This window comes from Gordonia sp. NPDC057258, from assembly GCF_042668985.1.
Lineage (GTDB): Bacteria > Actinomycetota > Actinomycetes > Mycobacteriales > Mycobacteriaceae > Gordonia > Gordonia hongkongensis.
Window position 1 is genome coordinate 82,738 of record NZ_JBHUXZ010000004.1, and the last position, 21,357, is coordinate 104,094.

A 21,357-nucleotide genomic window follows, 5' to 3' on the forward strand; every position below is an offset into this window, starting at 1 on the left:
ATGTTGCGCACCATGATGACCTCGAAGATCCACCGCGCCACCGTGACCCAGGCCGACCTGCACTACGTCGGCTCGGTGACCATCGACTCCGATCTGCTCGACGCCGCGGGCCTGCTCGAGGGGGAGCAGGTCACGATCGTCGACATCGACAACGGCGCCCGGCTGGTGACCTATGCGATCGCCGGCGAGCGTGGCAGCGGTGTCATCGGGATCAACGGTGCGGCAGCGCATCTCGTCCACCCGGGCGATCTCGTCATCATCATCGCCTACAGCATGCTCGATGCGGCCGAGCTGCGTGAGTACTCGCCGAACGTGGTGTTCGTCGACGCGCAGAACCGCATCGTGACCACGGGCGACGATCCGGCCGACGTACCCGCGGGGTCGGGCCTGCTCGACCCGCGTCACCTCGACAGCCCGATCTTCGCCGACGCCTCGCTCTGACGCGGCGACGACCTTCGATGCTGCTCACCGTCGACGTCGGCAACACCAACATCCATCTCGGCGTGTACGCCGGGGTCGGGGATCACGCGCGCCTGGTGCGTGATTGGCGAATCCACACCGACCCGCATTGCACCGCCGACGAACTGGCGTGGGCGTTCCGCGGCATGCTCGGCGACGACATCGAGCAGGTGACCGGGGTGAGTGCGCTGTCGACGGTTCCGTCGCTCCTGCGCGAACTGCGCGTGATGGTGCCGCGCTACTTCGGCAACGGGCCACACGTGCTGCTCGAACCGGGTGTGCGGACCGGGGTTCCCCTCCTGGTCGACAACCCGAAAGAGGTCGGCACCGACCGGGTCGCCAATTGCCTTGCCGCGCACACGGAATTCGGCGGGCCCTGCATCGTGGTCGCGTTCGGTACCGCAACGGTCGTCGACGCGGTCTCGGCGACGGGCGAGTTCCTCGGCGGGGCCATCGCACCGGGCGTCAACCTCGCGGTCGAGGCGCTGTCGGAGCACACCGTGACCATGCGCAAGGTCGAGTTGATGCCGCCCCGCAGCGTGCTCGGCAAGAACACCGTCGAAGCGTTGCAGTCCGGCATCCTGTACGGCTTCGCCGGTCAGGTGGACGGGTTGGTCGACCGCGTCTGCGACACCGTCCCGGGATTCGACGGCGACGACGTGACGGTGGTCGCCACCGGATTTCTCGCCCCGCTGATGTTCGACGAGTGTCGTTCCCTCACCGATCATCACCCGCACCTGACCCTGGATGGTCTACGTCTGGTCCACGAACGGGCCAAGGCGAATCCGCGTCGCGGGAAGTAGATCTAGTGTCCCGCGCCGGAAATTCGTTGATGATTGCGACGCCCAGGCGGCGCCTCGCTTCGTTGGCGTCGTCGCAGGTACATCCAGTAGCTGCGTCCTCCGCCGCCTCGCGATGCATCCACCTGGACCGCCGAACTCATGAAACGAATTTCCGACCCGGGACACTAGGCGAACCGAACAGCGGCACGGGGATTCGTCGCGTCAACGGTGCGCGCGGAGTGCTGCCTCGGTGTAGGCCGTGATGCGGTCGGTCAGTTCGCCGGCGGTCAGGTCGGTGCCGGCCAGCTGGTGGATCTGTGCGTCGACCGCGGCGAAGGCGAGCCGGAGGTCAGCTGCCGCGGACTGCGCCGTCCAGCCGTCGGCGACGAGATGAGCGCTCAACCGGTCGATCAGCGAATCGATCAGGGTGGTGTACTCCGTGGCCAGGCGTGTCGGGTCGGCCAGTTCGCGCAGCCGCCCATGGGCGCGGCCGTGCGTCGAGTTCTCGCGGACCGCGACCTCGATCACCGCATGCAGCACCTCCGGCCACGGGCACGAACCGGGCGGGTGGTCGTCGAGGACGGCCGTCATCGCCCCGGCGGCGGCGTCGAGATGGCGGAGCGCCAGTTCGTCGAAGATCGCCTGCTTGTCGCCGAAGTACTGATAGATCGAGCCCACCGACACCCCGGCCTTCTCGGCGATGCGGTTGGTCGTCATCTCCGCGCCCTCGGTGTCGAGAAGCTGAGTGGCCGCCTCGAGAATCGTGTCGACGGTGAACGAAGAGCGTTGCTGCCGTGGCCTTTTGCGCATCTGATCGATCCTCGGGGAATGCGAGTTGTGGAGTCCCGCCGCCGGTTCGACGATGGATACATGATCCGCCGATCCGGAACCCCCGAATCCTACCTTCGGTTCCTGCCCGAGCCGTGGCGGTCCGTCGCCGCCGGGGTCGCGGCCGAATCCACCTGGTGGACCTGGCCGTCGAGCTCCGGCCGGGCGTGCGGGGAGGTCGACGTCCACATCCTGCGGGCGAGCCCGAGCGCGGCACCGCTGCGCGTGTTGCTGCTGCACGGCGGTGGCGGACACAGTGCCCTGGTCTGGCCGCTGGGCGCGATCCTCGCGAACGAGGGGTTCGAGGTCCTCGCCCCCGATCTGCCGCAGTACGGACGCACGCGGGTGGCCGGTCCGGGCAGGGTCCGCTACCAGGACTGGGTCGATCTGATCTGCGATCTCGTGACGACCGAGACCGACGATGACCCGCGTCCCCTCGTCGTGCTGGGTGCGAGTCTCGGTGGGATGCTCGCCTACGAGGTCGCGAGCCGGACCGGACGGGTGGCCGCGGTCGTCGCGACCTGCCTGCTCGATCTGGCCGGGGATCCCGACGCGCGTCGAGCCGTCGCGCGTACGCCGGCGCTCGGTCGCCTCACCCCGCTGATGCCGGTGCTCGCCCGCGTCGGGGTGCTCGCCCGGATGCGGTTTCCGATCCGCTGGGTGGCGCCGATGTCGGCGATGAGTCTCGACCCGGACCTGTCCCGGGCCTGCGTCGACGACCGTCTCGGTGCCGGATCGTCAGTGTCGCTGGGGTTCCTGGCGGACCTGATGACGCACGAGGTGCCAACCCCTGAGGGGTACCGGGGTCCACGGGTGCTGCTGGTCCATCCGGCGGCCGACTCGTGGACGCCGCCGGAGGTCAGCGTGCGCTTCGCGCGCCGGATCGCGGCGCGCGCCGACATCCATCTGCTGACCGGGTGCGGGCACTTCCCGGTCGAGCAGCCCGGTGTCGACGAGCTCGCGGCACACCTCCGTGCGCTGGCCGCCGATCTCATCGGGACGACGTGACCCCGGATCGTCAGCGGAACGCGCGCAGCAGGGGAGTGGGATCGTGGTCGGCGTCGGTGCCGTCGGAGTTCCGCAGGAGCGCGTCGAGGACGAGGCCGTCGAGCGCGGCGACCAGTTGCCGGGCCTCGGTACGGGTCAACCCGCCGTCGACGAGTCCGTCGACGTAGCGCTCACGGTGCCCGACCATCGCCCGTCGCAGGTCCTCGTCGCGTGTCGCCAGGAGCATGAGCTCGTACCGCGCCCTGGTGCGGACGCGGTCGGTGCCCAACCAGCGGACGATCACCTCCTGGGTCGACTCGCCCTCCGCAGCGCGGTCGGCGCTGAACACATGCTCGACGAGAGCCGCGAGAAAACCGCTCTGACCGCCGAAATGATGCCGAACGCTCCCGTGTGGCACCCCGGACGCGTCTTCGACCGCGCGTGCCGACGCCTGCCGGCTCCCGACGGTGCCGATGAGGGTGATGCCGGTGTCCAGTAGCAGATCGCGTGTCGACCCATTGACTGATTTCTCCACGCGGAGAATTTTATCTGCTAGCTTCTTCTCCATGTGGAGAACAGTCTCATGAAGGTCGTCGTGGTGGGGGCCGGGATCGCCGGCCTGTGTACCGCGGTCGGACTGGCGTCGACGGGTGCCCGGGTGACGGTCGTCGAGCGCGCGCCCGAGGTACGCGGCGGGGGTGCCGGCCTGAGCATCTTCGCCAACGGGGTCCGCGCACTCGACGCATTGGGTATGCGGTCGGTCCTCGGCGGCGCCGCAGCGTCGACCCCGCCGACCAGCGGAACCCGGACACCGGGCGGGCGATGGCTCAGTCGGTTCGATCCGGCGTCGCTGACCGACATGCGCGTCGTCCGCCGCACCGATCTCCACGCGGCCCTCCTCGCCGCCGCGGCCGCCGTCGTGGACATCAGGACCGGTTCCGGGGTCGACGACATCGCGCCCGACCGCGGTCTCGTGCGGCTGGCCGACGGCACCGAGATCGGTGACTGCGACCTGATCGTCGGCGCCGACGGTCTGCGCAGCCGGGTGCGTGCCGCGGTCGTCGAGGACCCGGGCGTCCGGCGATGTGGCTACTCCGCGTGGCGGGCCATCACGACGACCCCGGTGTCGGTCGACGCGGCCGGCGAGACGACCGGACGTGGGGCGCGTTTCGGGATTGCGCCGCTCCCTGACGGGCATGTCTACTGGTTCGCCTCGGTGTCGGACGACGGGGGCGACTCGGAGGGCGGTCTCGATGCAGTGCGGCAACGGTTTTCGGGGTGGCATCGACCGATCGGGGAGTTGCTCGACGCCACCGATCCGGCGACCGTCGGATACCTGCCGATCGAGGAGCTCGCCAAGCCGCTGCCCACGTTCGTCAGAGCGGGCCGGGGGTGCTCGAGTGTTCTCGTCGGCGACGCCGCCCACGCGATGACCCCGAACCTGGGTCAAGGTGCCAACCAGGCGATGGAGGACGCGGCCACCCTGACCGCGCTGCTACGCCGGCACGGCCGCGCTGACCTCGACGAGGCCTTGCGCACCTACGACCGGCTCCGACGCCCGCGGACCCAGCAGATCGCGCGGCAGGCGTCGATGATCGGCCGGGTCGGGCAACTGCGTGCCGGCCCCGCTGTCTGGGCGCGCGACCTCGCTCTGCGCATGACGCCCGACGCCGTCCTGAACGCACAGATGCGACGCGTGCAGCGGTGGCAGCCGCCGGAAGTGTGACGACCTCGGTCCGATTGGGGTCTGGCCGGTGGGGGTGTGCTGTGGCATACTCGTCGTCGTGATCACGAGCTGTCGGGAGTGTTGTCAGGGCTGATACCGCGTCTGCGGCTGCCCTCCTTCGCGCTCCCCGCTCGATCTCGATCACCTGAGGACTCCCTCTCATGACCGCTTCGGTTGCTTCTTCTGTTCGTCCTTCTTCCGCCGGTACGGTGTTCGCCCCTGCTTCGGTGTTTGCCGCTGTTCCGCCGACCGTCGCCCCGGCCCCGTCTGCGCCGCTGTCGTTGCGGGTCGAGGACTACGCGTCCGCCGTCGCCGCCGGTGCCACCCCCGTCGACGTCCGCTCCCACCGGCGCCGTCAGCTCGACGGCGCACTGTTCGGGGCCCTGGCCATCGACGCCGTCGAGGTTCTCGACCGGCTCACCCCGGACACCCCGGACTCACTGCGCGTCGCCCGGCCGGAATCACGATGGATCCTCGTCAGCGAGGACGGGCACGAGGCCGAATGGCTCGCCTGGCACCTGCAGGCGCGCGGGGTGCACGGCGCGGTGTTCGTCGTCGGCGGGCACCGTCGGATGCGGTCGGCACGGGTCAACGGTCGGATTCGGCCCGACGACCTCGCCGTCATCTCCGCCCACGAGAGCTGAACCCGCCCAGGCCGACCCGGTTGTGGCCGCGGTCACCACGCGGCAGTGAGTTGGAGTCGATGACCGGCCCCGATAGGGTGCGTGGGGTGAGTGACAGCCCGACCAGCACCGCCACCCCCGAAGCGACCGACGAGCAGACGCCCGAGCAGTTGCGCATCCGCCGCGAGAAGCGTGAGCGGATCCTGGCCGAGGGTCGTGAGGCCTACCCGGTCGCGATCCCGCGCACCCACAGCCTCGGTGAGATCCGCGCCGCCTACCCCGACCTCGAGGCCGGTACCGAGACCGGACTGCACGTCGGCGTGAGCGGACGCGTGATCTTCTTGCGCAACAAGGGCAAGCTCTGCTTCGCCACGCTGCAGGAGGGCGACGGCACGCAGCTGCAGGCGATGGTCAGCTTCAACGGCGTCGGCGAGGAAGCGCTGGCGCGGTGGAAGTCCGAGGTGGACCTCGGGGACATCGTGTTCATCTCGGGCGAGGTCATCAGCTCGCGCACCGGCGAACTCTCGGTGATGGCCGACGGCTGGCAGATGGCGTCGAAGTCGTTGCGGCCGTTGCCCGTCGCGCACAAGGACATGAACGAGGAGACTCGCGTCCGGCAGCGCTACGTCGACCTCATCATGCGCCCGGAGGCCCGCAGCATCGCCCGCACCCGGATCTCGGTGATCGCCGAACTCCGTGCGGCGCTGGGCCGTCGGGGTTTCCTCGAGGTCGAGACCCCGATGCTGCAGACCCTGCACGGCGGGGCGGCCGCGCGACCGTTCGTCACGCACTCCAACGCCTTCGACATCGACCTGTTCCTGCGCATCGCACCGGAGCTGTTCCTCAAGCGCTGTGTGGTCGGCGGCATCGAGCGCGTCTTCGAGATCAACCGCAACTTCCGCAACGAGGGTGCCGACTCCACGCACTCGCCGGAGTTCGCGATGCTCGAGACCTATCAGGCCTACGGCACCTACGACGACTCCGCCGTCATGATCCGCGAACTGGTGCAAGAGGTTTCGCAGGCGGCGCTCGGCACCCAGACCCCGACCATGCCGGACGGTTCCACCTACGACCTCTCGGGCGAGTGGACCGCACTCGAGATGTACCCGTCGCTGTCGGAGGCGCTGGGCGAGCAGATCGTCCCGGCCGGCGCCGACGGCGAGTCCACCGTCGAGCAGTTGCTGGCCATCGCGGCGCGCGTCGGCCTCGAGATCCCGAAGGACAAGGGATACGGGCACGGCAAGCTCGTCGAGGAACTGTGGGAACACATGGTCGGCGCGAAGTTGGACCGTCCGGTCTTCGTCCGCGACTTCCCGGTCGAGACCTCGCCGCTCGTCCGCGCACATCGGTCGCAGATCGGCGTCGTGGAGAAGTGGGACCTCTACGTACGCGGCTTCGAGCTGGCGACCGGATACTCCGAACTCGTCGACCCCGTCATCCAGCGTGAGCGCTTCGCCGACCAGGCCCGCCTGGCCGCCGCCGGCGACGACGAGGCGATGGTCCTCGACGAGGAGTTCCTCGCCGCGATGGAGTACGGCATGCCCCCGACCACCGGCACCGGCATGGGCATCGACCGCCTGCTGATGGCCCTCACCGGCCTCGGCATCCGCGACACCATCCTGTTCCCGCTGGTGAAGCCCCGCACCTGACGGGATTTCGTAGCGCGGATACGCGCTATATCCGCATCTACGCTACGGATTTCCGTGTTCCAGGTGAACCGGAGGACAGTCCAGCCGTTGGCGACGAGGTCGTTCTGTCGGGTGCGATCTCGCTGGAATGCGACGGCGTCACTATGGAAAGCCATCCCATCGATCTCGATGGCGATCTTTGACGCCTCGAACGCGAAGTCGAGGACGTAGCCACACGCCGGCGTGTTGGCCGACCACCCCGTGAACCCGCTGCCGTCGAGTAGCTTCGCGGTGATCCGCTCCGCCTCCGACCTCGCGCCCGACGACATCGCCTCCAGCATCGCCCGCGCGCGTGGCGAACCCCGACGAGCCGCATCCGCATCCGATCGTCGACCGTTCGGTCGGCCACCCGGAAGACACCTCGCGTGACCCGGACCCACTGTCCGGTCCGAACCCGATGCCGGATGCCGTCGGCCGATACGCCGTGCGAGTGTGCCTGATGCGTGGTGAAGACGCCGTCGTGGGAAGCGATCATGGCGCGCAGGTCGTCGGTCATACACACTTCGACGCACCGCACGTCCGGCCGGTTCCCAGCCCCGAACTTCGTAGCGTCAGTGTGTGAATAGCGCGCATTGGCGCTACGAAATCCCTGGGGGTCAGGTGAGGTTGCGCTTGAGGATCTTGCCCGACGCGTTGCGGGGGAACTCGTCGACGAAGACCACCGACCGGGGGATCTTGAAGTTGGCGAGGTGCTCCTTGGCGAACGCGATGACCTGCGCCTCGTCGAGGTCGGCGTCCGCCCGGACCGTCAGGTAGGCGCGGCCGACCTCGCCGAGCCGGTCGTCGGGCACGCCGACGACCGCGGACTCGGTGACACCGTCGAGCCGCGCGAGGGTCTGCTCGATCTCGGCGGGGTAGACGTTGAACCCGCCGCAGATGTACATGTCTTTGAGCCGGTCGGTGATCTTGAGGTTGCCGCGCTCGTCGAGGGTCCCGATGTCGCCGGTGTGCAGCCACCCGTCGGCGTCGATTGTCGCGGCGGTGGCCTCCGGGTCGTCGAGGTAGCCGACCATCACCATGTCTCCGCGCGCCAGCACCTCACCGTCGTCGGAGAGCGTGATCTCCATACCCGGGAACGCACGTCCGCAGGTGTTGGCGACCGTCGCATCGTCGTCGTCGGGGGTGCAGGTGGAGACGAAGCCGCTCGCCTCGGTCAGGCCGTAGGCGGTGATGACGGTGTCGACGCCCAGGTCGTGCTGGAGGCGTTCGACGAGGACGACGGGCACGATCGCCGCGCCGGTGATGACGATGCGCAGGCTCGAGAGATCGTGGTCGGCGCGCTTTGGGTCGTCGAGGATGGTCTGGAAGATGGTGGGCGCGCCCGGGAAGACCGTCGCGCGCTCGTCGGACACGAGCTTCATCGCCTGGTCCGGTGAATAGACGGCAAGTGGCAGCATGGTCACGCCGAACAGCACGCTCGGCAGGATGCCCGCCTTGTACCCGAAGGTGTGGAAGTACGGGTTGACCATCAGGTAGCGGTCGTCCGGGCCCAGGCCGGCATTCGCGCCCCAGCCGTACGAGCCGGTCAGGGTCTGCCGGTGGGTCGCCAGCACACCCTTCGACTTTCCGGTCGTGCCGGAGGTGAAGAGGATGTCGGAGAGATCGTCGGGGGAGACGGCATCGGCGCGTCGGTCGGCTTCGGCGAGTGCGTCGGGGGTTGCCGCCCGACTGAGGAACTCATCCCAGTCGACGGCACCGTCGAGCGGGGCGGCGTCGTCCGTGAGCGACACCCGGATCACGACGTCGGGCATCGTGGCGCGGTGATCGCGCAACAACTCGGCCGCATGATCGGCACCGAGGAACTCGCCGGACACGACGACGGCCCGGGCCCCGGACCGTTCGATGATCTCGATCGCCTCGCCCGCGGTGTAGCGCGTGTTCAAGGGGACGAGCGTCGCACCGGCGTAGTGGACCCCGAGCGCCGCAATCGGCCAGTGGAAGCTGTTCGGCGACCAGATGGCGACCCGGTCGCCGGCCTCGATACCCGAGGACACCAACGCTGCCGCGAAATCCCGGACGGACTCGTGGAGACGGGTCCAGGTCGACTCGATGCGCGGATGCGTCGAAGACTGCCACTGACCGTCGACGAGAGCGATACGGTCGGGCCAGGTCTGCGCCGCCCGGCGCAGTGCGGCCGGGGTCGTGGGCGTGGGGAGGACCTCGTGCAGTGGGGTCTGCGCCATGCGCCCAACCTAGCACTTGCTTGGTGCGTTATGCTAGCGCCCATGACCACGACGAATCTCGCCGATCGTGCCGTCGACCTGGGTGAATGGGCGAAATCGACACCGAACGCCACCACCGAGTTCGCGGCCGCGGTGCGTGCGTGGCTCGACGAGAACCTCGCCGGCGACTTCGCCGATCTGAAGGGTCGTGGGGGGCCGGGCAGCGAACACGAGTTCTTCGCCGAGCGCCTCGAATGGGATCGTCACCTCGCGCGCGCCGGGTGGACCTGCATCGGTTGGCCGGTCGAGTACGGCGGTCGTGGTGCGACGCTCGAACAGCGCATCATCTTCCATCGCGAGTACGCACGCGCCAACGCACCTGCGCGCGTGAATCATCTGGGTGAGGAACTGTTGGGCCCCACGCTCATCGCCTACGGGACCGACGAGCAGAAGCGGCGTTTCCTGCCCGGCATCGTCGATGTCACCGAATTGTGGTCGCAGGGCTACTCCGAGCCGGGCGCCGGATCGGACCTCGCGGGCGTGTCCACGTCGGCGCGGCTCGAAGACGGCAAGTGGATCATCAACGGCCAGAAGATCTGGACCTCGCTCGCCCACGTGGCGCAATGGGTGTTCGTGATCGCGCGTACCGAGAAGGGATCGTCGCGCCATGCCGGACTGAGTTTCCTGCTGGTGCCGCTCGACCAACCGGGCGTCACCGTCCGTCCGATCCAACAGCTCACCGGCACTTCGGAATTCAACGAGGTGTTCTTCGACGACGCGGAAACCGATGCCGATCTCATCGTCGGTGACCCGGGCGACGGCTGGAAGGTGGCGATGGGGCTGCTGCAGTTCGAGCGCGGGGTGTCGACGCTGGGTCAGCAGGTCGGATTCGCGCGCGAGCTGGGCAATCTCACCGATCTCGCGCGAGCCAACGGGGCGCTGGACGACCCGGAGATCGCGTCGCGGCTGGCCCGGGCGGACATCGGGTTGATGGTCATGCGCGCCCACGCCCAGCGGACACTCGACGGCGATGTCACTTCGCAAGCCGGCGCGGCGTCGGTCTCGAAGCTGTTGTGGGCGAACTGGCATCGCGATCTCGGCGAACTCGCCATGGACGTCGTCGGCGCACCGGCGCTGATCGGTCCCGTCGCGACGGCGGAGGGTCGGGCCAACGACATCACCGACCCCGAGCACGTCGAACTCGACGAATGGCAACGGCTGTACCTCTTCACGCGCGCCGACACGATCTACGGCGGCTCGAACGAGGTGCAGCGCAACATCATCGCCGAGCGGGTGCTCGGCCTACCCCGAGAGGCACGCTGAGATGACCGGAATCGACTTCAACGGGGCGCATGTCAACGGCCGGGCGGTCTCTCCGCTGGCCACACCGCCGGACGAGATCGCCGGGCACGGCCTGCTGCTGGGCAAGAAGGTCGTGGTGACCGCCGCCGCCGGAACGGGCATCGGCTTCGCGTCGGCACGTCGCGCACTGCTCGAGGGTGCGGACGTGCTCATCAGCGACTGGCACGAGCGGCGTCTCGGTGAGGCCGCCGAGAAGCTCGCGGCCGAATTCCCCGACCGCACGGTCACCCAGCGCACCTGCAATGTCCAGGTCACCGCCGAGGTGGACGCGCTGATCGCCGACGCCGCAACCCAACTCGGACGCATCGATGTCCTGGTGAACAATGCCGGTCTCGGCGGCGAGACCCCGGTCGCCGAGATGACCGACGAGGAATGGGACCGCGTCCTCGACATCACCCTCACCGGCACCTTCCGCGCCACCCGAGCCGCCCTGCGGTACTTCGGCTCGGTCGAACACAACGGGGTGATCGTGAACAACGCCTCCGTCCTCGGCTGGCGTGCCCAGCGCGGACAGGCGCACTACGCCGCGGCCAAGGCAGGCGTCATGGCTTTGACCCGCTGCTCCGCACTCGAAGCCGCCGACGTCGGGGTGCGCATCAACGCGATCGCGCCGTCGATCGCCAAACACCCGTTCCTGGCGAAGGTCACCAGCGACGACCTCCTCGACGAACTCGCCTCCCGCGAAGCCTACGGGCGTGCCGCCGAGGTCTGGGAGGTCGCCGCGACCGTCGCGATGCTCGCCAGCGACTACACCACCTACCTCACCGGCGAGGTCGTCTCGATCTCCAGCCAACGCGCCTGACGGACAACGACTTCCACCGAACCAAGGAGCACCGACCATGACCACACCCCAGGCCTACATCGTCGACGCCGTCCGCACCCCGGTCGGCAAGCGCAACGGCTCACTGGCCAAGACCCACCCCGCCGACCTCGGCGCCCACATCATCTCCGCCCTCGTCGAGCGCACCGGCATCGACCCGGCGGCCGTCGACGACGTGGTGTTCGGCTGTCTCGACACCATCGGTGGCCAGGCCGGCAACGTCGCCCGGACCGCCTGGCTGGCAGCCGGTCTCCCGCTCGAGGTGCCCGGCACCACCGTCGACCGGCAGTGCGGGTCCAGCCAGCAGGCCATCCACTTCGCCGCGCAGGGCATCATGAGCGGAACCCAGGACATCGTCGTCGCCGGTGGCCTGCAGAACATGAGCGCCATCCCGATCTCGCAGGCGATGATCTCCGGCAAGGAGTTCGGATTCACCACGCCCACCGCCGAATCCGCCGGCTGGCAGGAACGTTTCGGCGACGCGCAGATCTCGCAGTTCCTCGGCGCCGACATGATGGCGAAGAAGTGGGACATCAGTCGCGAGGACATGGAACGCTGGGCGCTGCAGTCGCACGAGCGGGCCCGGGCCGCGATCGCCGACGGCAAGTTCGACAACGAGAACGTCGCCCTCGGTGACTGCGTCGTCGACGAATGCCCGCGCGAGACCTCGATGGAGAAGATGGCCGGCCTGCAGGTCCTCGCCGACGGTTCCCGGCTCACCGCGGCCGTCGCCTCGCAGATCGCCGACGGGTCGTCGGCGACCCTCGTCGTCTCCGAACGCGCGCTGAAGGAACACAACCTGACACCGCGGGCCCGCATCCACCACCTGTCCGTGCGCGGCGACGACCCCGTGATGATGCTCTCCGCACCCATCCCGGCCACCAAGTACGCCCTCGACAAGACCGGCATGTCCATCGACGACATCGACGTCGTCGAGATCAACGAGGCGTTCGCGCCGGTCGTGCTCGCGTGGCTCAAGGAGACCGGCGCGGACCCGGCGAAGGTCAACCCCAACGGTGGCGCCATCGCACTCGGTCACCCCCTCGGCGCCACCGGCGCCAAGCTGTTCGCGACCCTCCTCAACGAACTCGAGCGCACCGGCGGCCGCTACGGACTCCAGACGATGTGCGAGGGCGGCGGGACCGCCAACGTCACGATCATCGAGCGGCTCGGCTGAGCGACCCCTCTGCTACTAGAGCCGGAGTTCACCCCTCGACGTTCCCCTCTCGAGGCCGTACCATTCTGACAACAGGCGTGCCCACATACGGGTGTGATCTGGCGCATACTATTGTGTGGCACACGCGGACCATTTCGTTCCAACCGCCGCACGTCAGGTGCAAGCACGACCTAGCTGAGGGGATCTCGATGACCAAGCCTGCTGAGCACACCAGCACCGGCGCCACCGGCGCGACGCGTGGCGTCTCGTCGGAAGCGCATAGTTTGACCGAACTGGTCGAGATCCAGCGCGCGGCGTTCCTGCGCGACGGGATCCCCGACGCCGACACGCGCATCGACCGCATCACGCGGCTTGCAGCCCTGCTCCTCGACAACGCCGACGAGATCGCCGCCGCGCTGGCCGAGGACTTCGGTGCCCGCCCGCGCGAGCTCTCGCTCGCCGCCGATGTGGCCGGCTGCATGATCGACCTCGCCCACCAGCGTCGCGGGGTCAAGGAGTGGATGGCCGAGTCCAAGGTCGCGAAGGTGCAGGGCCTGCTCGGGTACAAGCAGAGCATCCGCCACGACCCGCTGGGCGTCGTCGGCATCATGGGACCGTGGAACTTCCCGCTGCAGCTGACGGTCGTGCCCGCGGGTTCGGCGTTCGCCGCCGGTAACCGGGTCATCATGCGACCGTCGTCGGTGACCGCGAAGACCACCGACGTGATCGCCAAGCACGCACCGAACTACTTCTCGATCGAGGAGTTGGCGATCGCCACCTCCAAGCACGGCTCCGGATCGGATTTCGCCAAACTCAAGGTCGACCACATGTTCTTCACCGGCTCGCCCGGTGTGGGCGCCTCGGTGGCCCAGGAAGCCGCGAAGAACCTGATCCCGGTCACCCTCGAACTCGGCGGCAAGAACCCGGCCGTCGTCGACGTCGACGCCGACATCGACAAGGCCGCGACGATGCTCGCCGACGCCCGCATGGTCAACGGCGGCCAGGTGTGCCTGTGCCCGGACTACGTCTTCGTTCCCGAGGCCAAGCTCGGTGAGTTCACCGACAAGGTCGTCGCGCGGTGGACCGAGAACTTCCCGACGATCATCGACAACGAGCAGTTCACGTCGACGATCAACCAGAAGAACTACGAGCGGATCCTCGGGCTCATCGACGACGCAGAGCAGCTCGGCGCCACCAAGCGTCAGGTGATCCCCGGCGGCGAACCCCTACCGGACGCCGAACGCCGCAAGATCCCGCCGACGCTGCTCACCGGTGTCAAGGCGGGCATGAAGATCGAGGAGGACGAGGTCTTCGGTCCGGTGCTGACCGTGTACCCCTACCGCGACCTGTCCGAGGTCATCAGCCAGATCGGCTCGCACCCGCATCCGCTGACCATGTACTGGTGCGGCGATCAGAACGAGCGGTTCCAGAAGCTGGCCGACAACACCCGCAGTGGTTCGATCAACGGCAACGACTTCGCCATCCACCTGTTCAGTGGCGAACTGCCGTTCGCCGGCGTCGGTAACAGCGGAATGGGCGGGTATCACGGCCGCACCGGTTTCGAGACCTTCAGCCATGCTCGGGCCGTCGCGTTCTCGACGCTGCCGGTCAGCGTAGCCGAGATGATGTCGCCGCCGTTCCTGCCCAAGGACACCAGGCTGACCAACAACCAGCTCAAGCTGTGGAAGTTCTTCAACAACCGCGCCATGAAGAAGGTGCGCAAGCGCCTCGGCGCATAACATCGGTCGTCTTGGCCGGGATCGTCGTCCGACGGTCCCGGCCAAGCGCTTGCTAGGGTGAGCGCAGACTCTTCCAGGAGGATGCGCTTGTCACCACGAGGTCAGACCAGGATCGACGCGAACGGACGGACCGCTGCGAGTGCCGCCGACGCGCCGACTCGTTCGTCGCGCCGGGACGAGTTGTTGGCGACCGCCGGGCGCATGTTCGCCGAGCAAGGGCTGCGCTCGACGACGGTCCGGGACATCGCCGACGCGGCGGGAATCCTCTCTGGGAGTCTGTATCACCATTTCGACTCGAAGGAGTCGATGGTCGACGAGATCCTGCGGGGTTTCCTCGACGACCTGTTCGCTCGCTACCGGCAGATCGCGGCGTCGAGCAAGTCGGCGACCGAGACCCTGCGGGGGCTCGTCATCGCGTCGTTCGAGTCCATCGATGCCGAACGCAACGCGGTCGCGATCTACCAGGACGAGGCGAAGCGTCTCTCGGGCCAGGAACGTTTCGCCTATATCTCCGAACTGAACGTCGAGTTCCGGCAGTTGTGGCAGTCGGTGCTGCAGCGCGGCGTCGAAAACGGGGAATTCCGGGCCGATCTCGACGTCGAACTCGTCTACCGCTTCATGCGCGACACCGTGTGGGTCGCCGTGCGGTGGTATCGGCCCGGGGGCTCGATGACGGTCGACTCGATCGCCGATCAGTACCTGTCGGTGGTCCTCGACGGCATCCTGCCGCGCTGACCACGCGCGTCGAAGTTAGGGTAGCTTTCCTTTCCCAGCGTCTGGCCGTTATTGTGCGCGTATGACAATTGGCGGAACCGATGTGGCCGCGCCGGCACCAGTCTCCGACGTCGACGTCGAACCCGACGATCCGAAAGCCGCGCGCGCTCAGGCCAGATCCGAGTCCAAGGCGAAAGCCGCTGCCCTCGCCGACGTCCTGGCCCCGGTGAAGAAGCGCACGCTGCTCGCCCAGTTCGTCCAGGTCTTCGCCTCCGCCGCCACGGTGGTGCCGTTCATCGGGATCGTCGAACTCGGGCGCATCCTGCTCGAACCGGGACCGGTCGATTCCGGGCGCGTCTGGATGGTCGTGTGGCTGGTGGTCGGTGGGCTCGGCGCTCGCGCCGCCTTCAGCTTCCTCGCGCTCGCGATCACCCACTTCGCCGATCTCGATCTCCAGGCGCAACTTCGAATCCGCATCGCGGACAAGCTGGGTCGGCTGCCGCTGGGGTGGTTCAGCCGGACCAGCTCGGGTGCGGTCCGCAAGTCGGTGCAGAACGATGTCGCCGACCTGCACTATCTCGTCGCGCACGCGACCGTCGAGGCCACGGCCGCGATGCTGTCGCCGATCTTCGCGCTGATCTACTGCTTCTACCTGGACTGGCGCCTGGGGCTGCTCGCGATCGCGACGGTGCCGCTGTACGCGCTGACGTACTCCTACATGGCTCGTGACCTGACGACCGAGATGGAGAAGATGGACAAGGGCGTCGCGCGGATCAGCGCCACGATCGTCGAGTTCATCTCGGGCGTCGCCGTCGTGAAGACCTTCGGGCAGACCGGCAAGGCACACCGGCGGTTCGTCGATGCCGCCGACGAGTTCAACGACGACTTCGCCGGCTACATGGGGCCGATGCTCCGCGTACAGGCGGTCACCACCGTCCTGATCAGCGCGCCGCTGATCCTGCTGGTCAACCTCGGCGTCGGGTACTGGCTCGTCGACAACGGGTGGGTCCAGCCGATCGAGCTCGTCGGGTCGACGCTGATCGCGATGGTGTTGCCGACCGCGCTGCTCACGGTCTCGACCGCGGTCCACACCCGTCAGCAGGCCTCGGCCGCCGCCCTGCGTATCGCCTCGCTGCTCGCCGAACCAGAGCTGACGGTTCCGGAGAACCCCCAGGTGCCCGCCGGGCACGATGTGCGGATCGAGAACGTGCACTTCACCTACCCGCCGCGCCTCGGTGTCCCGTCCGGGGTGAAGGCGCTCGACGGGGTCAGTGTCGAACTGGCCGAGGGAACCGTGACCGCTCTCGTCGGGCCGTCGGGAAGCGGTAAGTCGACGCTTGCGACGCTGCTGCCCCGCTTCGGCGATCCCGACTCCGGTGCGGTGCGCATCGGTGGGGTCGATGTCCGCGACATCGCGCCCACCGAGCTCTATCGCCACGTCGGGTTCGTGCTCCAGGACGTGCAGCTGCTGACGATGTCGGTGCGCGACAACATCCGGCTCGGCCGTCCGGACGCGAGTGACGAGCAGGTCTATGACGCCGCCCGCGCCGCCCAGATCCACGACCGCATCCTGGAGCTGCCCGACGGTTACGACACCGTGGTCGGCGACGGGGCGCACTTCTCCGGCGGTGAGGCGCAACGTGTCTCGATCGCGCGGGCCCTGCTCGCCGACACCCCGATCCTCGTCCTCGACGAGGCCACCGCCTTCGCCGACCCGGAGTCGGAGGCGCAGATCCAGCAGGCCATCGGCGCGTTGATGGTCGGGCGCACGGTGCTCGTCATCGCGCACCGTCTGGGCTCGATCACGCACGCGGACAACATCGTCGTCCTGGATCGGGGTCGGGTCGTCGAACAGGGCCGGCAGGACGAACTGGTTGCCCGCGGCGGGTTGTACGCGTCGATGTGGGCCTCCTACGAGGCCGGGACCACCAGGCAGGACGAGGAGATCGCGCGGGGCGCGGTCACGAGCAGCGAGGCGGCACGATGATCCGCGGTTTCTATACGATCCTGGGTTCCGAACGTGCCCGGATGGTCGTCTTCCTGACCTGGGTGGTCGTCTACGGCGTCGCGCAGGGGCTGGCGATGCTGACCCTGGTCCCGATCGTCGAACACCTGCTGACCGGTGACCTCTCCGCCGCCGCGATGTGGTTGTGGCCGTTGGCCGTTCTGGTCGCCATCTGTGCGGTCAGTGCCTACGTGCAGTCGCTCAAGGGCATGACGATGGCGCTCTACGCGATGCGCATGCTGCACCACCGTCTCGGCGATCACATGGTCACGCTGCCGCTCGGCTGGTTCACCCGCGACCGCGTCGGTGACGTCTCCCAGATCGCGGTCAAGGGAACGATGTTCGTGGGCAGTACCGGCGCGCACTACATCACCCCGGTCGTCGTCAACATGGTGAGCTCCGTCGTGGTCGTCATCGGTATCTGCTTCTTCGACTGGCGCATCGGTCTTCTGATGGTCGCAGGGACGCTGCTGCTGATGTACGTCGGCAAGCTGTCGAGTTCGTTCCTCGCGAAGTCCGAGGGCCGTAAGCGTGCCGAGGCCGTCAAGGTCAACAACCGGGTCCTGGAGTTCGCCCGCTGCCAGGCGGTGCTGCGGGCCTTCGGCGACTCGGACTCCGCGCACAAGCCGCTCGCCGACGCACTCGGACAACAAGCACGCGTGGGCAAGTCGATGCTCTGGCGCTCGATCCTCGGCATCCTGCTGAACGGACTGTCGGTGCAGGTCGTCTTCAGTGCCGTGCTCGCGCTCGGCGCGGGGCTGGCCGTGGCGGGCCACATCGAGCCGGCCCTGCTGATCGCCGTCTTCGGCCTCGCGGCCCGCTTCTTCGGCCCGATCGGCGAACTCGCCGAACTCGGTTCGACGCTGCGCATGTCCACCGACGAGATCAACCGCATCACCGGGGTGCTCGACACCGACCGGATGCCCACCCCCGATCAACCCACGCCGATCACCGAACCGGGTGCTGTCGAACTCGACGGTGTCGCTTTCGGGTACGAGACCGGCGCGCAGGTCCTGCGCGATGTGTCCCTGCGAGCCCGCCCCGGCACGATGACTGCACTCGTCGGCCCGTCGGGGTCGGGTAAGTCGACGATCTTCCGTCTCATCGCACGGTTCTACGACGTCGACGGCGGCGTCGTGAAGGTCGGCGGCGTCGACGTGCGGGAGCAGGAGACCGGTGCACTCATGGGCCAGTTGTCCCAGGTGTTCCAGGACGTCTACCTCTTCGACGACACCCTGTGGGAGAACATCAAACTCGGACGGCCAGATGCGACCGACGACGAGATCCGAGCAGCCGCCGAGACCGCGGGGGTCACCTCGATCGTCGACCGGCTGCCCGATGGCTGGCAGACCGTCGTCGGTGAGGGCGGTTCGGCCCTGTCCGGCGGTGAGCGGCAACGAGTCTCGATCGCACGCGCCCTGCTGAAGGACGCGCCGATCGTGCTGTTCGACGAGGCGACCAGCGCTCTCGATCCCGAGAACGAGTCCCACGTCGCGGAATCCATCCGCCGGCTCGCCGACTGCAGCACGGTGCTGGTCATCGCGCACAAGCTGTCCACCGTGATCGCCGCCGACCAGATCGTCGTGCTCGACGATCAGGGCGGCGTCGACGACATCGGCACCCACGACGAACTGCTCACCCGCGGTGGGCGATACACCGAGTTCTGGAACCAGCGGACCGCAGCTGCCGGCTGGACGCTGACGCCGTCGGCTTAGGCGCGCCCTTCCGAGGCGGTGAGAGCGGGCTGGACCTGTCGACCTCGTTCCGAGACCGATCGCCCCCCGCCCACCGGGATCTCGGAGCGAAATTGCGCAACGCGCAAGAGATTTTCGCCACCAGACCCCGGCGGCCAGGGCTTGTTGAACGCTGTGGAGTTGTCAAAGGTCGTGTGGCGTCGGTCGGTGTCGACGCCGGAGGGTCTGGTGGGGGCGGGGTGAGGTCAGACGAGGGCGTCGTCCAGGCGCATGGTGCGCCGGTTGTAAGCCGGCCGAGGTAGACGCCGCGGGTCGATATCGGCCGGTGGGATCAACCACGGATGACGATCAGGGCCCATCATCACCTCCCACCCATGATGATGCACCTGGGTATGACAGCGCTGACACAGTAGACATCCGTTGTCCAGATCAGTCGGTCCGCCGTCAGCCCATGGCACCAGATGATGCACCTGCGTATGCGCCGCTGGTGCACCGCATTTCACGCAACACACATCCCGCACGACGATCGCCTGACGCAGATGATGCGGGAATAACCGCTTCGTCGTCCCCATCCGTAGCGGCACCCCCTCGTCGTCGAGGACGATCTCGGCGACCCCGCCGTCACACGACAACCGACGTGCCGTCGATGCCGTGACCGCGCCCACCCACGGCAGAATCGCCGGGCCCACACCATCAGCGGGGATGGTCACCACTACCTGAGTGCGGGGTGCACCTGCGGTGGTCATCGCCGCACCGATCGCGGCCTGATCGAGCAGTAGCTCCAACCCGTCCGCACGACGCTGCCCGACATCACGGCGGTCGTCGGCCCCGTCGGGTTCGGGACGCGGACAGGAGCGTTCGTCGATCATCGCCAGGAACTTCTCGCCGATCACCGCCGTCACATCGCCGGTGATCGCGACCCGGCCTTCGTCGGTCACTCTGGTGTGCAAGGTGTTCAGCGACGCATCATCGGCTGCCGCGACCGCGTGCGGATCGTCATCGGCGACCCGCGTGGCGATGCTCCGGGCGTGAGTGTTGATCTCGGCGGGGGTGGCCCCGGAGAAGGCCTGCGCGAGCAGCTCGCTTTCGAACGCCGATAGGTCGTCGCTGGACAACGCAGTCGCTGCCTGTTTGTCGATGAACGCGATACCGCGGACCATCGCATCAACACACTCAACAGACAGATATCCGTCGGCGGCGCAGTCGGCGACTTTCGGCAACGATCCCAGTCCGGTGGCGATCCGTGCACCGCGGTGCGCGGCCGTCGGGGGTAGGCCCATCTCGATAAGCCAGGATCGGGTCGTCGACCCTGCTCGCGCCGGTGCCCCCGAATCCTCCAACAGGGCGATGTGGACGGCGATCTGGTGATCGAGGACGTTGCGCAGCACGCGTAGTTCGTCGAGTCGCTCGACCACTCCCGTCGTCGGGTGGAAATTGTAGACCAATGAGGGTGTCGCGGAGCTCGGTGATCGGGGTCATGACACCAAGGTACTCGCCAGAACGTTCGACGACGAGATTTCTCCACAACCCCGATTTCGTCGAAAATGGTTGTTCCACAGTCACTGTCACACACGTCCCGATGGTGAACCGCAGTGAACCGTGGTGAACAGACACCCCACCAGTCACACAGCGGCTGGCCGACAAGAGGGCCCGGGTTCGCCACCGACCTCGGAGCGCACGAAATCTGCAGGGGGCCATCTCGTCGCCGGCGGCCTTCGCACTGGGGACCACTCGCGGTGCTTGAGTTCAGGGAGAAGTGGTCGCGACGCCCCGCGCCGACCACCGCCCTTCGTCGTGGGCGATCTCGATCGGGTAGTCGAAGCACTCGGTCACCAGGGCTGTGGTGAGAATGTCGTGAACCGGCCCCGCGGCGAGGATCCGGCCGCCGGTCACCAGCACGGCATGCGTGGTCGTCTCGGGGAGTTCCTCGAGGTGATGGGTGACGAGCACCGTCGCGAGATCGGGATGTGTCCGGTGCAGCCGGTCGACGGTCTGCAGAAGACGCTCGCGGGCAGCCACATCGAGGCCGGTCGACGGCTCGTCGAGCAGCAGGAGTCGAGGATCCGACAGCAACGCGCGGGCGATCAGTGTCCGGCCGCGCTCGCCCTGCGACAGGTTCGTCCACGGCGCCGACGCGAGCGCGCTCAGGCCGAGCATCTCGATCAGTTCGTCGGCACGGGCCAGTGTCTCCGGTGCGGGTTCCCGGTGGTCCATCAATTCGGTCGTGCCCGTCGCACCGGTCAGCACGACCTCGCGGATCGACAGCGGCGACCGCAGCGGATGCCGCGGATTGACGTGGCCGATGGACTCACGCAGCTTCCGGGTCTCGACGCGCCCCAGTTGGTGTCCGAGGACATGGACGGTCCCGCGCGTCGGATGCTGTTCCGCGCCACACAGGCTCAGGATCGTCGACTTGCCGGCGCCGTTCGGGCCGATGAGCGCCCACCGCTCGCCGGCGTGGACGGTGAGGTCGATGTCGGCGAGGATCGCGCGGGACTGCCGCACGAAGTCGACCGAATCGAGGCGCAGGACTTCCGGGGTCGTCACGGTCCGAAGGTACCGGACCCTTCGTGACGGCCCTCCGCAAGCTCCGGGCCTCCTCAGGGGGAGGG

General features: G+C 68.0%; 17 protein-coding genes and 3 pseudogenes. 13 read left to right on the forward strand and 7 right to left on the reverse strand.

From position 1 onward, the window contains the following. Nucleotides 1-441, forward strand: coding sequence for an aspartate 1-decarboxylase (panD, locus tag ACFUEJ_RS04805; protein ID WP_338857790.1), 441 nt, complete (start codon nucleotides 1-3; stop codon nucleotides 439-441). Nucleotides 442-458: 17 nt separating this feature from the next. Continuing rightward, nucleotides 459-1,262: a type III pantothenate kinase gene (locus ACFUEJ_RS04810; protein WP_338855783.1), complete on the forward strand. Its 804-nt coding sequence runs from the start codon at nucleotides 459-461 to the stop codon at nucleotides 1,260-1,262. Between the two features lie 201 nt (nucleotides 1,263-1,463). On the opposite strand, the gene ACFUEJ_RS04815 is transcribed toward ACFUEJ_RS04810, so the two are convergent. Next, nucleotides 1,464-2,051, reverse strand: coding sequence for a TetR/AcrR family transcriptional regulator (locus tag ACFUEJ_RS04815; RefSeq protein ID WP_259935968.1), 588 nt, complete (start codon nucleotides 2,049-2,051; stop codon nucleotides 1,464-1,466). Nucleotides 2,052-2,111: 60 nt separating this feature from the next. Between ACFUEJ_RS04815 and ACFUEJ_RS04820 the strand changes: the two genes are divergently transcribed. Further along, complete coding sequence (locus ACFUEJ_RS04820; RefSeq protein WP_068971991.1) at nucleotides 2,112-3,077, forward strand: alpha/beta hydrolase; 966 nt, start codon at nucleotides 2,112-2,114, stop codon at nucleotides 3,075-3,077. Between the two features lie 10 nt (nucleotides 3,078-3,087). Here the strand turns inward: ACFUEJ_RS04820 and ACFUEJ_RS04825 are convergent, their stop codons facing one another. Further along, nucleotides 3,088-3,558 (reverse strand): TetR/AcrR family transcriptional regulator, encoded by a 471-nt coding sequence (locus tag ACFUEJ_RS04825; protein WP_068971992.1) that lies wholly within the window; start codon nucleotides 3,556-3,558, stop codon nucleotides 3,088-3,090. Nucleotides 3,559-3,639: 81 nt separating this feature from the next. Between ACFUEJ_RS04825 and ACFUEJ_RS04830 the strand changes: the two genes are divergently transcribed. The 3 genes from ACFUEJ_RS04830 (at nucleotide 3,640) to lysS (ending at nucleotide 7,054) form a co-directional block, all read left to right on the forward strand. Further along, nucleotides 3,640-4,782 (forward strand): FAD-dependent monooxygenase, encoded by a 1,143-nt coding sequence (locus ACFUEJ_RS04830; protein ID WP_247450116.1) that lies wholly within the window; start codon nucleotides 3,640-3,642, stop codon nucleotides 4,780-4,782. 161 nt (nucleotides 4,783-4,943) lie between these two features. Beyond that, the gene (locus ACFUEJ_RS04835; RefSeq protein WP_226513987.1) at nucleotides 4,944-5,426 is read left to right on the forward strand and encodes a rhodanese-like domain-containing protein; all 483 of its coding nucleotides are present in this window, start codon (nucleotides 4,944-4,946) and stop codon (nucleotides 5,424-5,426) included. Nucleotides 5,427-5,485: 59 nt separating this feature from the next. After that, a complete protein-coding gene (gene lysS, locus ACFUEJ_RS04840; RefSeq protein ID WP_388027859.1) occupies nucleotides 5,486-7,054 on the forward strand; it encodes a lysine--tRNA ligase in 1,569 nt (522 codons plus the stop codon). A gap of 95 nt (nucleotides 7,055-7,149) precedes the next feature. Here lysS and ACFUEJ_RS04845 read toward each other — a convergent pair. From ACFUEJ_RS04845 to ACFUEJ_RS04855, 3 genes and pseudogenes are all read right to left on the reverse strand, one after another. Continuing rightward, nucleotides 7,150-7,374: pseudogene (locus ACFUEJ_RS04845) on the reverse strand (endonuclease domain-containing protein); the annotation flags it as partial. Nucleotides 7,375-7,496: 122 nt separating this feature from the next. After that, nucleotides 7,497-7,589 (reverse strand): annotated as a pseudogene (locus ACFUEJ_RS04850) (hypothetical protein); the annotation flags it as partial. 100 nt (nucleotides 7,590-7,689) lie between these two features. Further along, nucleotides 7,690-9,276 (reverse strand): FadD3 family acyl-CoA ligase, encoded by a 1,587-nt coding sequence (locus ACFUEJ_RS04855; protein ID WP_388027862.1) that lies wholly within the window; start codon nucleotides 9,274-9,276, stop codon nucleotides 7,690-7,692. Nucleotides 9,277-9,318: 42 nt separating this feature from the next. On the opposite strand from ACFUEJ_RS04855, the gene ACFUEJ_RS04860 reads away from it, so the two are divergent. From ACFUEJ_RS04860 to ACFUEJ_RS04890, 7 genes are all read left to right on the forward strand, one after another. After that, nucleotides 9,319-10,578, forward strand: a complete 1,260-nt coding sequence (locus tag ACFUEJ_RS04860; protein ID WP_068971974.1) for an acyl-CoA dehydrogenase family protein — start codon at nucleotides 9,319-9,321, stop codon at nucleotides 10,576-10,578. Nucleotide 10,579: 1 nt separating this feature from the next. Further along, the gene (locus tag ACFUEJ_RS04865) at nucleotides 10,580-11,419 is read left to right on the forward strand and encodes an SDR family oxidoreductase (protein ID WP_137809931.1); all 840 of its coding nucleotides are present in this window, start codon (nucleotides 10,580-10,582) and stop codon (nucleotides 11,417-11,419) included. 37 nt (nucleotides 11,420-11,456) lie between these two features. Then, nucleotides 11,457-12,614 carry an acetyl-CoA C-acetyltransferase gene (locus ACFUEJ_RS04870; RefSeq protein WP_058249908.1) on the forward strand — a complete coding sequence of 386 codons (1,158 nt, stop codon included), beginning with the start codon at nucleotides 11,457-11,459 and terminating at the stop codon, nucleotides 12,612-12,614. Between the two features lie 188 nt (nucleotides 12,615-12,802). Continuing rightward, nucleotides 12,803-14,332 (forward strand): aldehyde dehydrogenase family protein, encoded by a 1,530-nt coding sequence (locus ACFUEJ_RS04875; protein WP_068971976.1) that lies wholly within the window; start codon nucleotides 12,803-12,805, stop codon nucleotides 14,330-14,332. Between the two features lie 87 nt (nucleotides 14,333-14,419). Continuing rightward, on the forward strand, nucleotides 14,420-15,067 hold the full coding sequence (locus ACFUEJ_RS04880) for a TetR/AcrR family transcriptional regulator (RefSeq protein ID WP_068971993.1): 648 nt from the start codon (nucleotides 14,420-14,422) through the stop codon (nucleotides 15,065-15,067). A 61-nt stretch (nucleotides 15,068-15,128) separates the two neighbouring features. Then, nucleotides 15,129-17,033, forward strand: coding sequence for an ABC transporter ATP-binding protein (locus ACFUEJ_RS04885; protein WP_226513979.1), 1,905 nt, complete (start codon nucleotides 15,129-15,131; stop codon nucleotides 17,031-17,033). Then, on the forward strand, nucleotides 17,030-18,766 hold the full coding sequence (locus tag ACFUEJ_RS04890; RefSeq protein WP_058249911.1) for an ABC transporter ATP-binding protein: 1,737 nt from the start codon (nucleotides 17,030-17,032) through the stop codon (nucleotides 18,764-18,766). Before ACFUEJ_RS04885 ends, ACFUEJ_RS04890 begins: the two co-directional genes overlap by 4 nt. A 224-nt stretch (nucleotides 18,767-18,990) precedes the next feature. Here ACFUEJ_RS04890 and ACFUEJ_RS04895 read toward each other — a convergent pair. Both ACFUEJ_RS04895 and ACFUEJ_RS04900 read right to left on the reverse strand, forming a co-directional pair. Continuing rightward, nucleotides 18,991-20,224: pseudogene (locus ACFUEJ_RS04895) on the reverse strand (DUF222 domain-containing protein). Between the two features lie 267 nt (nucleotides 20,225-20,491). Then, nucleotides 20,492-21,292, reverse strand: coding sequence for an ABC transporter ATP-binding protein (locus tag ACFUEJ_RS04900; RefSeq protein WP_388027869.1), 801 nt, complete (start codon nucleotides 21,290-21,292; stop codon nucleotides 20,492-20,494). Between the last annotated feature and the right edge of the window lie 65 nt (nucleotides 21,293-21,357).